Annotated in this window: 12 protein-coding genes; 4 read left to right on the top strand and 8 right to left on the bottom strand. The window is 72.3% G+C overall.

Annotation, left to right across the window (positions count from 1 at the left end; all coding sequences use genetic code 11):
- Positions 1–215 precede the first annotated feature (215 nt).
- From ABD371_RS20920 to ABD371_RS20895, 6 genes are all read right to left on the bottom strand, one after another.
- Entirely contained in the window at positions 216–1,271 is a 1,056-nt protein-coding gene (locus tag ABD371_RS20920) for a BMP family lipoprotein (protein WP_344479064.1), read from the bottom strand.
- A 242-nt stretch (positions 1,272–1,513) separates the two neighbouring features.
- A complete protein-coding gene (locus ABD371_RS20915; RefSeq protein ID WP_344479233.1) occupies positions 1,514–2,737 on the bottom strand; it encodes an amidohydrolase in 1,224 nt (407 codons plus the stop codon).
- A gap of 185 nt (positions 2,738–2,922) precedes the next feature.
- A complete protein-coding gene (locus tag ABD371_RS20910; RefSeq protein ID WP_344479062.1) occupies positions 2,923–3,993 on the bottom strand; it encodes a hypothetical protein in 1,071 nt (356 codons plus the stop codon).
- Between the two features lie 144 nt (positions 3,994–4,137).
- Positions 4,138–5,076 carry an N-acetylneuraminate synthase family protein gene (locus ABD371_RS20905; RefSeq protein WP_344479061.1) on the bottom strand — a complete coding sequence of 313 codons (939 nt, stop codon included), beginning with the start codon at positions 5,074–5,076 and terminating at the stop codon, positions 4,138–4,140.
- Positions 5,077–5,117: 41 nt separating this feature from the next.
- Positions 5,118–6,419: a cytidylyltransferase domain-containing protein gene (locus ABD371_RS20900; protein WP_344479059.1), complete on the bottom strand. Its 1,302-nt coding sequence runs from the start codon at positions 6,417–6,419 to the stop codon at positions 5,118–5,120.
- Positions 6,420–6,469: 50 nt separating this feature from the next.
- Positions 6,470–7,783, bottom strand: coding sequence for a DUF6716 putative glycosyltransferase (locus ABD371_RS20895; RefSeq protein ID WP_344479058.1), 1,314 nt, complete (start codon positions 7,781–7,783; stop codon positions 6,470–6,472).
- Positions 7,784–7,980: 197 nt separating this feature from the next.
- Here ABD371_RS20895 and ABD371_RS20890 point away from each other — a divergent pair, with 197 nt between their 5' ends.
- The 3 genes from ABD371_RS20890 to ABD371_RS20880 all read left to right on the top strand — a co-directional run bounded on the left by ABD371_RS20890 (position 7,981) and on the right by ABD371_RS20880 (position 11,207).
- The gene (locus ABD371_RS20890) at positions 7,981–8,961 is read left to right on the top strand and encodes a glycosyltransferase family 2 protein (protein WP_344479056.1); all 981 of its coding nucleotides are present in this window, start codon (positions 7,981–7,983) and stop codon (positions 8,959–8,961) included.
- Positions 8,961–10,340: a polysialyltransferase family glycosyltransferase gene (locus tag ABD371_RS20885; RefSeq protein ID WP_344479055.1), complete on the top strand. Its 1,380-nt coding sequence runs from the start codon at positions 8,961–8,963 to the stop codon at positions 10,338–10,340. Before ABD371_RS20890 ends, ABD371_RS20885 begins: the two co-directional genes overlap by 1 nt.
- 249 nt (positions 10,341–10,589) lie before the next feature.
- Entirely contained in the window at positions 10,590–11,207 is a 618-nt protein-coding gene (locus ABD371_RS20880) for a CBS domain-containing protein (RefSeq protein ID WP_344479053.1), read from the top strand.
- Positions 11,208–11,268: 61 nt separating this feature from the next.
- Here ABD371_RS20880 and leuE read toward each other — a convergent pair whose 3' ends face one another.
- Together leuE and ABD371_RS20870 are read right to left on the bottom strand one after the other, a co-directional pair.
- On the bottom strand, positions 11,269–11,928 hold the full coding sequence (gene leuE / locus ABD371_RS20875; RefSeq protein WP_344479052.1) for a leucine efflux protein LeuE: 660 nt from the start codon (positions 11,926–11,928) through the stop codon (positions 11,269–11,271).
- A 77-nt stretch (positions 11,929–12,005) separates the two neighbouring features.
- A complete protein-coding gene (locus ABD371_RS20870; RefSeq protein ID WP_344479050.1) occupies positions 12,006–13,586 on the bottom strand; it encodes an acyl-CoA mutase large subunit family protein in 1,581 nt (526 codons plus the stop codon).
- A gap of 151 nt (positions 13,587–13,737) precedes the next feature.
- Here ABD371_RS20870 and ABD371_RS20865 point away from each other — a divergent pair, with 151 nt between their 5' ends.
- Entirely contained in the window at positions 13,738–14,718 is a 981-nt protein-coding gene (locus ABD371_RS20865) for a L,D-transpeptidase family protein (RefSeq protein WP_344479048.1), read from the top strand.
- Positions 14,719–14,875: the final 157 nt, after the last annotated feature.

Here is a 14,875-nt window from a genome sequence, read left to right as displayed (position 1 = left end):
GGCGGCAAGGGAGTGTCTTCAAAGTAGCGTCGTCCGCCCGAAGGGCGGGTCTGGCGGGGTCTGGTGCGTGCGATCGCAAGGCGGAGGAAGGAGCCCACGCGGAGCGTGGGCGACCGACGACAACGCGGCGAGCGTGCGTACCAGGGCACGGCAGACAGACGGGACTTTGAAGGCACGACCTTAGGCCGCTCGTCCGGGCCCCGATCCCGGCTGGATCAGGTCGTGGTGTTGACCTTGATCTCGCCGTCCACGATCTTCTTCTTCGCGGCGTCGAGCTTGTCCTGGATGTCCTTCAGGTGGTCGCCCGTGGTGGTGAGGCTGACACCGTCCTCCGCGAGGGAGTAGGTGTGCGTGCCGGTCAGCGGCTTGCCGTCCTTGACGGACTTGGCCAGCTCGAAGACGCCGGTGTCGACGTTCTTGACGACCGAGGTCAGGATGACGGAGGCGTACTTCTTCAGAGCCGGGTCCTTGGCCTGGTCCGAGTCGACGCCGATCGCCCAGGAGCCCTTCTTGGCCGCGACGGCCTCGATGGCGCCGGCGCCGGAGCCGCCCGCGGCGGTGTAGATCACGTCGACACCCTTGTCGAGCATGCCCTCGGCGGCGCCCTTGCCCTTGTCGGGGCTGCCGAAGCCGGAGAGGTCCGTACCGGTGGTCAGGTACTGGATCTGCACCGACGCCTTGGGGTTGGTCTCCTTGACGCCCTGCTCGAAGCCGGCCGCGAACTTCTTGATCAGCGGAAGGTCGACACCGCCGATGAAGCCGATCTTGCCGTCCTTCGACTTCAGCGCGGCGGCGACGCCCGCGAGGTAGGAGCCCTGCTCCTCGGTGAAGACGATGTTGTCGACGTTCTTGGCGTCGGAGATCGAGTCGACCAGGCCGAAGCTCGTCTTGGGGAACTGCGGAGCGACCTTGTCGATCGTGTCCTTGTAGGCGAAGCCCACGGCGACGACGGGGTTGAAGCCGCCCTTCGCCAGCGAGGCGAGGCGCGCCTCGCGGTCCGCCGGGGTCTCGCCGTGCTTGGCGGTGAGCTCCTTGGTCTCGGCGCCCAGCTCGGCCTTGGCCTTGTCCAGGCCGCGGGCGGCGGAGTCGTTGAAGGAGTTGTCACCACGGCCGCCGACGTCGTAGGCCATGCCGATCTTCAGCTTGCCGTCCGCCGCACCGGTGGACTCGGTGGTGGTGGACTCGGTGGACGCCTCACCGCACCCGGAGGCGGTGAGAGCGAGGGCCGCGGAGGCGAAACACGCGGCAGCGATCTTGGATACCCGGCGCAAGAGGAGGCCCCTTCGAGACTGACCGAAAGCGCCTCTTCCGGCGCTGGTTTTGCGGCGATCGTAACGCGCGTAGATGTCAGTTAAAGCCCTGTTCATGAGTCGTTATCGGATCGTCGCGAACAGGGCGTGTGAAGGACTGAGCGTAGCGTTACGGGCACGGAGACGGGTGGTGCGCACGGGGCCGGGGGTGCGACCCCCGGAATGCCCTGGAATGGCGCTTCCAGGGCATTCCGGGTGCGGTGTCAGCCGCGGGCCGCGTGGAGCAGGGCCGTGGCGGTGAAGAGCTCGACGCCGACCTTGATGGCCCGCTCGTCGGCGTCGAAGTCGCCCCGGTGGAGATCGCGCTTGACCGGGTCGCCGGGGGTGCGCACACCGAGCCTGGCCAGTGCGCCGGGGACCCGTTCGAGGTACCAGGAGAAATCCTCGCCGCCCAGGCTCTGTTCGGTGTCCTCGACGGCGGCGGGGCCCAGCCGGACGGTCTGCGCCTCCCGCAGCAGCTCGGTGACGTAGGGATCGTTGACCACGGGCGGCACGCCCCGGATGTAGTTGATCTCCGACTTGGCCCGGTGGAGCGTGGCGATCTCGTCGATGGCCGCGTGGACCAGATCGGGCGCGACCCGCCAGCCCGGCAGATCCAGGCAGCGGACGGTGCCGGAGAGTTCCGCGTGCTGGGGGATGACATTGCAGGCGTGGCCCGCCTCGATGCGTCCCCAGGTGACGGCGAGCCCCGAGCGGGCGTCCACCCGGCGGGCGAGCAGGGCGGGGACCTCGGTGGCCACCTTCGCCGCCGCCGTGACCAGGTCGGTGGTCAGATGCGGACGGGCGGTGTGGCCGCCGGGCCCGTCGAGGGAGACTTCGAGCCGGTCGCAGGCGGAGGTGATGGGGCCGGGCCGCAGCCCGATGACGCCCGCGTCGACCCGGGGGTCGCAGTGCACCGCGACGATCATGCCGACGCCGTCCAGCACCCCCGATTCGATGGCGTCGGACGCGCCGCCGGGCAGCACCTCCTCGGCGGGCTGGAAGATCAGCCGTACCGGGCGCGGCAGCAGCCCCTGCCGGTCCAGCTCGGCCAGGACCAGCCCGGCCCCCAGCACCGTGGCGGTGTGGATGTCGTGGCCGCAGGCGTGCGCGCGGTCCGGGACGGTGGAGCGGTAGGGGACGCCGGTCTTGGTGTCGGGGATGGGGAGCGCGTCGATGTCCGCGCGGAGCGCCAGAAGTGGCGTTTCTCCGTCCCACTCGCCGATGTCACACAGGAGTCCGGTGCCGACGGAGAGCACCCGTGGTTCGAGACCGGCCTCTTCGAGGCGCGCCTTGAGAGCGGCGGTCGTACGGAACTCCTGGTTGCCCAATTCGGGGTGCATGTGCAGATCGCGGCGGAAGGCGATCAGCTCGGCGCGCAGCGATTCGGACAGAGTGCCGGGGAGGGCGACGCCCCCGGGCAGGTCGGCTTCGGACTCGCGGGACATCAGTTGGTTCACCTGTTGAAGAGTAGGCCCAGCAGGGGGCCAACTGACCGCTGATCAACAAAAGTTCAACCCTACAGGCGAAGGAACAGCGGCCCCCAGGTGCATGATCTCGGATATCTGTGGGTAAGCTCACGCCTCTTTCCGAACGTACCCCACCGCGCGGGACCTCGCCGCCGGGCGGTTTCTCAGGCCGGCGCGGGCAGCCGCTCGACGTCCCGGGCGCTCCCGGTGACGCCCGCGAGGAACCCCCGGGCGCGTGGTGAGGCGGTCGCTCTCAGCCATTCCGGGGCTATGTCGCAGACGGCCACCTTGATTCCGGTGCCCGCGAGTGCGATGGGGAGGGTGTGGACCACGGTGGAGGGGAAGCTGAGGACCGTGGCGGCGATCGGGCCCCGGCGGGCGACCAGCTCCAGCGGGAGGTCCGGGCGGACGATCTCCACTCCGGTCTCCCGGGCCAGCCGGGCGAGTTTGCCGGACTCCTCGCGGCGGTGGGCGAAGTAGCGGGTCACGCCGTGCGTCCGGGCGAGGGCGGCGACCGCCGCCGCGTACCGGTCCGGGTCGACCACCCCGGTCTCCACCAGGGAGGTGCCCACCAGATCGGCCCCCGGCGCGATCTCCGGCGGGCCGAAGCGGAAGCGGGCCCAGCCGAAGGTGTTGGGGGTGACGGCGATTCCTCGGGGCGGGTCGACGGGCATCGAGGTGAACAGCTCGACGGACTGGGTGCGGGAGGGCGTCAGCCGTCTGCGGGCGAGCCGGGTGACCGGCGCGAGGGCCAGCTCCCGGGGGCCCCGGGCGTCGCGCCGGTGCCAGCGCGTCAGCTTCTCGCCCCGGGCGAGCCGGTCGGTGAACTCCATGGTCGCGGTGCCGTCGTCCACCACGGTCAGCGGCACGCCGCCGACCAGCGTCAGCAGCAGCTGCACATAGCGCGAGAACGGGTCGCCGATGACGATCCGCCCGGCGCGGCGCAGCTCCGGCAGCAGTTCGCGCACCGCCCTGAGCGGCGCGCCCGCGCCGCCGCGCGCCTCCTGCCAGCGGACCGCGAAGCCCTCCTCGCGGGCCAGCTCGGCCATGGTGCGCAGCTGGTCCCGGGAGACGGGGTCGGTGGGCGGGAGCACGACGACGAGGATGCCGTCGGCGGGGCCCGGGGCCGGGGCCTTCGGCGGTCCGGGGCGGCGCGGTGGCTCGTACGGCTGGGCGTGGGCCCACTCCAGGACGTTCAGGAGCTGGACCGGGCTCTCGACGAAGGCGAGATTCACTGCGGGTCACCTCTGACGTGGACGGTTCGGTCTTCGGAGAGGGAGGGGAGGGCCGGAGGGCGGGGGTCCGCAAGGGGGTCACCCAGAGGGGGTTCGGCCTCTGGGCACGGGGTCCGTCCGCCCTCCGGGGTCTGCGGGGAAGGTTCAGACGGCGACGGGCTCGCGGTCGTCGGCCCCGGTCCCGGTCTCCACCGCGTGGAGACCGGGGACGCGGCGGAGCTTGCGCATGGGGGCGAGTTCGGATGCGTAGACCTTCTTCACGCCGTCGCCGAGCGCCGCCTCGATGGTGCGGATGTCGCGTACGAGACGCTGGAGCCCGCCCGGTTCGACGGAGGCGGCCTGGTCGGAGCCCCACATCGCGCGGTCGAGGGTGATGTGGCGCTCGACGAAGACGGCTCCGACGGCGACGGCGGCCAGGGTGGTCTGGAGTCCGGTCTCATGGCCGGAGTAGCCGATCGGGACGTTCGGGTACTCGTCCTTGAGGGTCTGGATCACCTTGAGGTTCAGCTCCTCCGCCCGCGCCGGGTAGGTCGAGGTGGCGTGGCAGAGCAGGATGTTGTCGCTGCCCAGCACCTCCACCGCGTGCCGGATCTGGCGCGGGGTGGACATCCCGGTGGAGAGGATGACGGTCCGGCCGGTGGCGCGCAGGGCGCGGAGCAGTTCGTCGTCGGTGAGCGAGGCGGAGGCCACCTTGTGCGCGGGGACGTCGAACTTCTCCAGGAAGGCGACGGCCTCGGTGTCCCAGGGCGAGGCGAACCAGTCGATGCCGCGCTCGCGGCAGTGCGCGTCGATACGGCGGTACTCCCGCTCGCCGAACTCCACCCGGTGCCGGTAGTCGATGTAGGTCATCCGGCCCCAGGGGGTGTCGCGCTCGATGTCCCACTGGTCGCGCGGGGTGCAGATCTCCGGGGTGCGCTTCTGGAACTTGACGGCGTCGCAGCCCGCGTCGGCGGCGGCGTCGATGAGGGCGAGGGCGTTGTCCAGGTCGCCGTTGTGGTTGATGCCGATCTCACCGGTGACATAGACGGGGTGGCCCGGCCCGGCGGTCCTGGTGCCGAGGGTGCGCAGTCGGGACGTGCTCATGAGGGTGGTTCCTTACGTGTCGGGGTTCGGTCGAGTGAGGTTCAGGACGGGGACTGGTCGTGGGGCGGCCGGCCGGGGCCGTTCAGCTCCGGGCCGAGGAGCCAGCCGGCGATCTCGCGGACGGCTCCCTCGCCGCCGCGCGTCGCGGTGACCGCGCGGGCGGCGGCGCGTACGGGGCCGTGCGCGTCGGCGACGGCCACGGGCCAGCCGGCGAGCGAGAAACAGGGCAGATCGTTGACGTCGTTGCCGAGGTAGAGCACGCGCTCCGGCGGGATGCCCCGCTCCTCGCACCACTCGGCGAGCGCGAGATCCTTGCGGTCGATGCCGTGCAGCACGGGGATGCCGAGCTTGCGGGCGCGGGCGGCGACCACCGGATTCCGCTCGCTGGAGAGGATCAGCAGGGCGAGCCCGGCCTCGCGGAGGCGGGCGATGCCGAGCCCGTCGCCCCGGTGGACGGCGACGGTCTCCCGGCCGTCCGCGTCGATGAGGACGCGGTCGTCGGTCTGGGTGCCGTCGAAGTCGAGGACGACGGCGTCGACATCGGCCGGGGCGGGCCGGGCGGGCGCGGTGTCCCGGTCGCCGGGACGCCTTCCGGCGGCGGGCGGGTCGAGCAGCGGGGCGAGCGCCCTGGCCCGGGCGAGGTCGTGGGGGTCGTCCACCTCCAGCACGCGGGCGGGGTCGGTGCGGACCAGCTCGGTGCGGCCGAAGAACCGGTGCCGTGCGGCGCGGAAGCCCGCCGCGTCCATGGCGTACGCGGCTCCCGTCTCCAGCAGGTCCTGCGGCCGGTCCTGGCGGCGGGGCCGGTGGGCGGGGTCGTGGTTGACGCCGCGGGCTCCCCGGGCCGGCTCCGGGTCCTGGTCCTGGTCCTGGTCCTGGTCCGGGTCCTGGCCGGAGGCCGATTCCCGCGCGTCGCGCCAGAGGAAGCCGTGGAAGGGGGCCACCGTCACCGCGCTGTCCGCGCCGCCCTCGGCCACCGCCGAGGCGACGCCCGCCACTTCCGCGCCGGTGAGGAAGGGGCTGGTGCACTGGACCAGCACCACCACGCCCACCCGCCTCCCGTGCGCCGACTCGAAGGCGTCCAGTGCGTGCAGCACCGCCGATTCGCTGCTCGCCGTGTCCCCGGCGAGCGCCTCGGGCCGCCACACCACCTCCGCGCCCGCGGCCTTGGCCGCCCCGGCGATCTCCGGGTCGTCGGTGGTGACCACGACATCGGTGACCAGCCGGGCGGCGAGGCTCTCCCGTACGGCACGGACCACCAGCGGCACACCGCCCACCGGTGCGAGGTTCTTGGCGGGGACGCCCTTGGAACCGCCCCTGGCGGGTATCACGGCGAGGACGGTCATCGGCTGTCGCTCTCCTGAGGTGTCGGGGGCCGGCCGGCCCGAGGCGCGGCTCACAGTTCGCCCACCCGCCGGATCGCCGGGGCGACCCGCTGGACGCCGTGGCGGTACGCGCCGCGCGCGGCCCCCCGTACGGCGTCGCGGACCAGCCTTCGCACACCGCCGGGCCCGGCCTCCCCCGCCGCGCCCGGCAGCGGGACGCCGTCCGGGCCGAGCCGGTGGCGGGCGAGGATCCCGGGCAGATAGCCGGGGGCGGTGGCGGCCGTGTAGTACGGCGCGAGGGGCGGGAGTCCGGGGCGCGCGAGCAGCTCGGCGACCCGTTCGCGGGCGGTGTCGAAGGCGTTCTCGTACCGTCCGTCCGCCGCGACGCCCTGCCCGGCCAGCCAGAGCGGGTCGGGCACCGGGCGGTGCCCGGCGTCGAGACGGTCGAAGGAGGTCAGCAGCCCGGAGCCGATGAAGTGGTGGTTGCCGAGGGACTCGCGGACGCCGAGGTCGGTGAGGATCGCGGTCGGGATCCCCCGGTGCAGCGACTCCATAGCCGCCGTGGAGGAGACGGTGACCAGCAGATCCGTACGGTCCAGTACCTCGCCCATGTGCCCGTGCGCCAGGGTGAGGTTGGGCGGCAGCCCGCCCGGCGCCTTCTCGGCGAGCCGCTGGTACGGGAGTTCTTCGAGGTGGGTGGTGTGTTCACCGGGCCGGGAGCGCAGCTTGAGGACCACTTCGCGGGCAGGGTGGAGCCTCGCGTGCTCGATCAGTCTGCGCAGCAGATGGGCGCGGTCGGCGCGGGCCGCGGGCACCGACGGCTGTGTCGCGAAGACGAGGGTGTCGCGCCCGGCCTCGGGCCGGTACGCCTCGCCGCCGAGGAAGGGCAGCGCGGCCTCGGTGACGGCGGACGCGTCCGCCCCGACCCCCTCGTACACCGCGCGGAACCGCTCCGCGTCCCGGCGGGAGTTGGCGAGCACGAGGTCCGCGCCGTGCCTCAGCAGCAGTCCGTCGGCGAGCTTCTCGTAGACCACTCCGACATATCCGGTGACGACGACCGGGCGGTCCGGCGTCGGCTGCGCGGCGAGGCCGTGCAGCAGGGCCTGGACCCCGCCGCCGACGAGCGCGAGGACGATCACGTCGTAGGCGTCGCCGCCCGCCCGCCGCAGGAATTCGGCGGCGGTCACCTCGTGGATCGCGTCCGCCTCCGCGCCGACCTCGGCGAGCTGGCGGGCCGTGGGAGTGGCCCGGCCGCGCAGCAGGAAGCCGGTGAGGGCGGCGGGTCCGGGGGCGATGCGGCGGGCGGTGAGCGCGCCCCATTTCCACCGGGTGTCGGAGTCGGCGAGTACGGCCACGCGTACTGGCTCGCTGGTAGGTGATGGCACATCCAGGACGTTAGGAAGCCATTTCGTTCGACGGCCCAACGCGACCGCAACAAAGGGTTAACAGCGCCCCTACGCATGGGGAGTTCGGGCGGATCCGGAATCGGCACGCGAGAATGAACGCGTTCGTCGCCCGCCGTTCATCCGGCGTCCGTCCGGCGGACGGACGCCGGCCCGATCGGCGATCCAGCCTCGGGCGGGTGGTCAAGCTCTCCGTCATCGTGCCGTTCTTCAACGTACGGACATACGCGCCCGACACCCTCCGAAGCCTTCTCTCCAATGCCCGTGACGACTTCGAATTCCTGCTGGTCGACGATTTCTCGACCGACGGGACCGCGGAGATCCTGGAGCGCGCGGAGCGCGACGTCCCCGGCGCCCGGCTGATCCGCCGGGAGGCCAACGGCGGTCTGGCGACCGCCCGCAACACCGGGCTGGACGCGGCGCGCGGGAGGTACGTCGCCTTCCTCGACGGCGACGACTGGCTCGCCCCGGGCCATTTCGCCCGGCTGCTCACCGCGATGGAGGAGCTGGGCTGCGACTTCGTCCGCACCGACCATGTGCAGTGCACGGCGAGGTCCCGCACGGTCCGCCGGGTGCCGGTCGGCCGCCGGGGCGAGGTGCTCGATCCGCGATCGGTGATCGGGCCCGCCGACCGGTCGACGGCCGTGGACTACCCGTTCGCCTGGGCGGGGATGTACCACCGCAGACTCCTCGAACAAGGGCTGCTGCATTTCACCGACGGGCTGCGGACGGCCGAGGACCGGCCGTGGATATGGCGGCTGCACCGGGACGCGGAATCCTTCGCGGTCATCACCCTGCTGGGAATCTTCTACCGGCGCGGAGTCGCCTCCTCGCTCACCCAGATCGGCGATGTCCGCCAGCTCGATTTCCTCCGCGCTTTCGACCAGGTACTTGCCGAGACGGCGAAAGACCGGGAAGCGGAAAGGCTGTTGCCGAAAGCGGTCCGCACCTACTGTGCGGTGATCGCCCACCATCTGAATTCGGCGGGGAGATACGAACCGGCGGTGGCGAAGTCCCTGCGGACACAATCGGCGGCGGCACTGCGGCGCATGCCCCAGGAAGTGCTGGGGGACGTCCTGGACTCGATGGACGCCCGCCGGGCGGGCCGGCTGCGCGCGCTGCGCCGCCGCACCCTGGCGACCGGACGGGCGGCGGCCTGATGCGGACGACCCAGATCTTCTACGCCTCCTCGCTGTACGGGATCGCCACCCTGGCGGCGGCGATCGACAGCGGCTTCTTCCCCCCGGCGGACCGCAGACTGCTGCTGGTCTCCAACAACGCGCGCACCCCGGAGACCTCGCCCGCGCCGGACACCGCGCCGGGCTTCGAGCGGCTGCGGGGCCGCTTCGACGGGGTGGTGTCGTGGAACGAGGCGATCGCCCCCTTCCACCCGGGCGGCTGGTCGCCGCGCCGGGACGATCTGCCCCTGTGGGAGAGGTATCTGCGGCTGCGGTGGGGGCTCGGCGACGACCGGATCGCGCTCGCGGTGGAGTCCGTCCAGGTCGCCCCCGCGCTCACGGTCGCCCAGCTCTTCCCGGACGCGCCGGTGGATGTGTACGCGGACGGGCTGATGAGCTACGGGCCGACGCGCGACGCGATCGATCCGCTGGTGGGCGAGCGGGTGCGCCGGCTGCTCCATCTCGATCTGGTGCCGGGGCTCGAACCGCTGCTGCTGGCGGAGTTCGGGGTGAGGCCCGAGGTGGTGCCGGCGGAGGCCTTCCGCGAGGTGATCGCCGAGCTGGCGGAGGCCGCGCCCCCCGGCGGCGGGGAGGAGGAAGGGGAAGGGGCCGTGCTGCTGCTGGGCCAGTATCTGGCGGCGCTCGGGATCCTCACCCCCCAGGAGGAGGAGGACCTCCATCTGCGGATGATGTGGGCCGCCGTCGAGCGGGGCCACCGCCGGATCGTCTTCAAACCCCATCCGACGGCCCCCGCGTCCTGGACCCGCGCCCTGGAGCTGTCGGCGGCGGACCTCGGGGTGGAGCTGTCCGTACGGGCGGAGCCGGTGCTCGCGGAGGTGGTCTACCGGCGGGCGCGGCCCGCGCTGGTGGTGGGCTGCTTCTCCACCGCGCTGCTGACGGCGAACGCCTTCTACGGCATCCCGGTGGCCCGGATCGGCACCGAACCGCTGCTGGACCGGCTGACGCCGTACCAGAACAGCAACCGGATCCCGCTGACGATCGTGGACGCGCTGGTGCCGGAGGTGTCCGGAAAACCCGACGGGACGGACAGAACCGGCGGGGCGGGCGGGACGGGCGGGACGGACGGGACGGGCGGGACGGACCGGGTCCTGACCGTGGACGAGCTGACCGGGCTGGTCAAGGCGGTCGGTTTCGCGATGCAGTCGCGGATCAGGCCCGATCTGCGCGGGCCCGCCGAGGAATTCCTCGCCACCCGTCTCGACGCCCGGACACTGCGCTACTTCAAACGCCGACGGCTGACCGCGCTGGGCCTCCCGGGCGGCGCGCCGGTGCCCCGGGGAGCGGCGGTCAGAAAGATGGTGCGCGGGGCTCGCCGCCTGCGACGGGCGGCACTACGCTGAACCGGCGGCACCCGTTCTCCCGTAAAGAGGGCGGGTGCCGTCCAGGTGTCCCGCCCTCTCCCCTCCCCTCCCTCCCCCTCCCCTGGTTGTTCCCGCTCTCTGCCACGCCCCCGCCGGAATGAGGCCCAAGGTCAAAAGGGGCCTAAGGTCTCTGTGCGGAGAGGCTTCGCACCGACCACGCTGGTGGTCAGCGGCATGAAGCAGCACGGAGCAGCACAGAACAGCACTTCGGGAAGGGGCTGGGGAGCCATGAGGCACCGCAGGGTCGCCGACCTGATGACGCCCGCCGCCGTGAGCGTCCAGCGGGGAACCGCTTTCAAGGAGATCGCCCGGCTGCTGGACGAGTACGGCATCACGGCCGTGCCGGTGGTCGACGACGAGGAGCGCCCGGTCGGCGTCGTGTCGGAGGCGGATCTGCTGCGCAGGCAGACCTCCCGGACGACGGCGAGCACCGCCGAGGCGCTGATGTCCAGCCCGGCGATCGTGGCGGAGCCGCAGTGGAGCGTGGTCCGGGCGGCCCGGGTGATGGAGGAGAAGCGGATCAAGCGGCTGCCGGTGGTGGACGCCGCCGGACGGCTGACCGGTGTGGTCAGCCGCAGCGATCTGCTCCGGCTCTTCCTCCGGCGGGACCGGGCGATCCAGGAGGAGATCCTTGAGGACGTCCTCACCCAGACCCTGGGTCTCTCCCCCTCCGCCCTCACCGTCGACGTCACCGACGGCCGGGTCACCCTGAGCGGAACCGTGGAGCGGCGGACGGTGCTGCCGGTGTTCGTCCGGCTGTGCGAGAGCGTCGACGGGGTGGTCGAGGTCATCGACCGGCTGAGCTACCGCCTCGACGACACGGCTCCCGCCGAGGCGCCGGACTGACCGCACTGACCGGCCGGGCCGCACTGACCGCACTGACCGGCCGGGCCGTGGGCGTACCGCCTCAGGCGGCGCTGCTGAGCGAGAGCTTCACCGCGAAGCCGAGGAAGAGGGCCCCGGCGGCCGAGTTCGCCCCGGCGGTCAGCCGTCTGCGGCGGCGGAAGGCGGCGGCGAGGTGGGTGCCGGTGAATATCAGCGCGGAGAGATAGAGGAAGCTCGCCAGCTGGAGGAAGCCGCCGAGGACGGCGAAGGACAGCGCGGGATAGGCGTACGCGGGATCCACGAACTGCACAAAGAAGGCGATCATGAACAGGATCGCCTTCGGGTTGAGCAGGCTGATCACAAAGGCCTTCCGGAAGGGCCGCTCGGCCGTCACCGCGGGCTGTTCACCGGCGGGGGTCTCGGCGGGCTCCTCGTGCCGCTGCCGCCACAGCGACCAGGCCGCGCGCAGCATGCCTATCGCCAGCCAGGTCAGATAGCCGGCCCCGGCGAACTTCACGATCCCGAAGAGCAGCTCATTGGCCTGGAGCAGCGAGGCCACGCCCGCCGCCGCCAGCACCATCAGCACGGTGTCGCCGCACCAGACGCCGGCGGCGGCCGTGTACCCCTTGCGGGTCCCGCGCCGCGCGGCGACCGAGAGCACATAGAGCGAGTTCGGCCCCGGCAGCAGAACGACCAGGACGAGACCCGCCAGATAGGTCGGAAGATCGGTGACACCCAGCATGAAAAGGAGTGTCGCACACGGGTACGACAACCCCTCTCTGTGTTCTCCGCCACAGGTCAGAGGGGGGGCGGAGGGGGTCAGAAGGTGTCCGTGGGGACATGGGAGCCCCAGACCTCGCGCAGCGCGTGGCAGACCTCGCCGACCGTCGCCAGGGCGCGCAGCGCGTCCTTCATCGGGGGCAGCACATTCGCCGTGCCCCCGGCCGCCGTGCGCAGCGCGTCGAGCGCCCCGGCCACGGCGGCCCCGTCGCGTCCGGCGCGCAGGGCCGCCAGCCGCTCGCACTGCCGGGCCTCGATCCCGGGGTCGACGCGGAGCGGCTCGTACGGCTCCTCCGTGTCGAGCGCGTAGCGGTTGACGCCGACGACGACGCGTTCGCCGCTGTCGGTCTCCTGGGCGATCCGGTAGGCGCTGCGCTCGATCTCGCGCTTCTGGAAGCCCTGCTCGATGGCGTCGACCGCGCCGCCCAGCTCCTGGACCCGGCGCAACAGGGCCAGGGTCTCGTCCTCGATGCCGTCCGTCAGCCGCTCGATCGCGTACGAGCCGGCGAACGGGTCGACGGTGGCGGTCACATCGGTCTCGTACGCCAGGACCTGCTGGGTGCGGAGCGCCAGCCGGGCGGACTTCTCGGCCGGCAGGGCGATCGCCTCGTCGAAGGAGTTGGTGTGCAGCGACTGGGTGCCGCCGAGGACGGCCGCGAGGGCCTGCACGGTGACGCGTACGAGATTGACCTCGGGCTGCTGGGCGGTGAGCTGCACGCCCGCCGTCTGGGTGTGGAAGCGGAGCATCAGCGACTTGGGGTTCCGGGCCCCGAACTCCTCGCGCATCACCCGTGCCCAGATCCGGCGCGCGGCCCGGAATTTGGCGATCTCCTCCAGGAGGGTGGTCCTGGCGACGAAGAAGAAGGAGACCCGGGGGGCGAAGTCGTCCACCTCCATGCCCGCCGCCACCGCCGTGCGGACGTACTCGATGCCGTTGGCGAGGGTGAAGGCGATCTCCTGCGCGGGCGTGGCCCCGGCCTCGGCCATGTGGTAGCCGGAGACGGAGATGGTGTTCCACCGGGGGATCTCGCGCCGGCAGTACCGGAAGGTGTCCGCGACCAGCCGCAGCGAGGGCCCCGGCGGAAAGATGTAGGTGCCCCGGGCGATGTACTCCTTGAGCACGTCGTTCTGGATGGTGCCGGTGAGCCGGTCGGCCGGTACGCCCTGTTCCTCGGCCACCAGCCGGTAGAGCAGCAGCAGCGGCGCGGCCGGGGCGTTGATCGTCATCGAGGTGGAGACGCGGTCGAGCGGGATGCCGTCGAACAGGACGCGCATGTCGTCGAGGGAGTCGATCGCCACGCCGACCCTGCCCACCTCTCCGTGGGCGATCGGCGCGTCGGAGTCGTGGCCCATCTGGGTGGGCAGGTCGAAGGCGACGGAGAGTCCGGTGGTGCCGTGGGCGATCAGCCGCCGGTAGCGGGCGTTGGACTCGGCGGCGGTGCCGAACCCCGCGTACTGGCGCATGGTCCAGGGGCGGCCGGTGTACATCGTCGGGTGGACGCCCCGGGTGTAGGGGTACGAGCCGGGCTCCCCCAGCCGCTCCGCCGGGTCCCAGCCCGTCAGCGCGTCCGGCCCGTAAACCGGTTCGATGGGCAGCCCCGACTCGGACTGGCGTGTCATTCTCGGCCTCCCCGGGACCTCTTTTCGGACCTTTCTTCCCCATCATGCGGGGGATTGGGCAACCGGGCAGGGCGGAATCACCTCTGGAGGGGCAGCACAGGCGGCCGGGGGACACAGGGGGACGGGCATGCTTCGCAGCAGCGTCGTACGCGTGAGGACACGCCGGGGGACACGCCAGGGGCCGCGCCGGGGGACCCGCCGGGCGGCGACGGTACGCGGAGTGCTGGCGGCGGTGGCCGTGCTGGCGGTGACCACGGGGTGTACGGCGCAGGCGAGCGATCTCCGGTCGGCGGGGGCCGGTTCCGGGGTCGGCGGCACCCCGTCCGCGACCGGAGCCGTCTCGAAGCCGCCTCCGGCCCCGGCCCCGGTCCTTCCCCCGCCCCCGGTCTCCAGCTCGGCACCGGCACCGGCGGCGACGCCGTCCGCCCGGCCGTCGGTGTCCGCGTCGGCGACGACGGCGGCTCCCGCGCGGTCGGCCGCCCCGAGCACCCCGCCCGCGCCGGTGCTGATGAGCCGGGGCGCCCGGAGCGACCAGGTCCGCGAACTCCAGGCCAGGCTCGCCCAGATCGGCTGGTTCGACGACGCTCCCACCGGGACGTACGGACCGGTCACCACCGCCGCCGTCCAGGGGTTCCAGAGCAGGCGCGGACTGCCCGTGACGGGGGCCACGGACACCGTGACCTGGCGGAAGCTGCTCGGTATGACGACCGAGCCGACCCGCGCCGAGCTGACCGGCGAGACCGTCAACAAGCCCGCCGTGAAGCTCGACCCGCGCTGTACGACGGGCCGGGTGATGTGCGTCAGCAAGACCACGCGCACGCTCTCCTGGGTGGTCGACGGCGAGGTCCGGTCGACGATGGACGTACGGTTCGGCTCGGAGTACACCCCCACCCGGGAGGGGGTCTTCAGCGTGTTCCTGAAGTCGAGGGACCATGTGTCGACGCTGTACGACACCCCGATGCCGTACGCGCTGTTCTTCAGCGGCGGCCAGGCGGTGCACTACTCCTCGGACTTCGCCGCGAACGGCTACAGCGGGGCCTCGCACGGCTGCGTCAATGTGCGGGACCGGGCGGCCGTCTCGGCTCTCTTCGCGGAGGTGCGGAACGGCGACAAGGTCGTCGTCCACTGGTGACCCGCCCGGCGGGAAGGAAGAAAAGGAAGAAGAGGAGAAGGCGCGGGCGGGACCGGGGGAACGTGTCCCACCCGCGCCGATGCGTCAAGCCGTAGGTACGGGGGGAACCCCGGCTCATGACGCCACCGATGACCAGTCGGCTCACTCATTACTGCGC

It is taken from the genome of Streptomyces amakusaensis (assembly GCF_039532665.1).
Lineage (GTDB): Bacteria > Actinomycetota > Actinomycetes > Streptomycetales > Streptomycetaceae > Streptomyces > Streptomyces amakusaensis.
The sequence above is the reverse complement of the archived record's forward strand: the minus strand, read 5'-3'. Positions and strand labels throughout refer to the sequence as shown.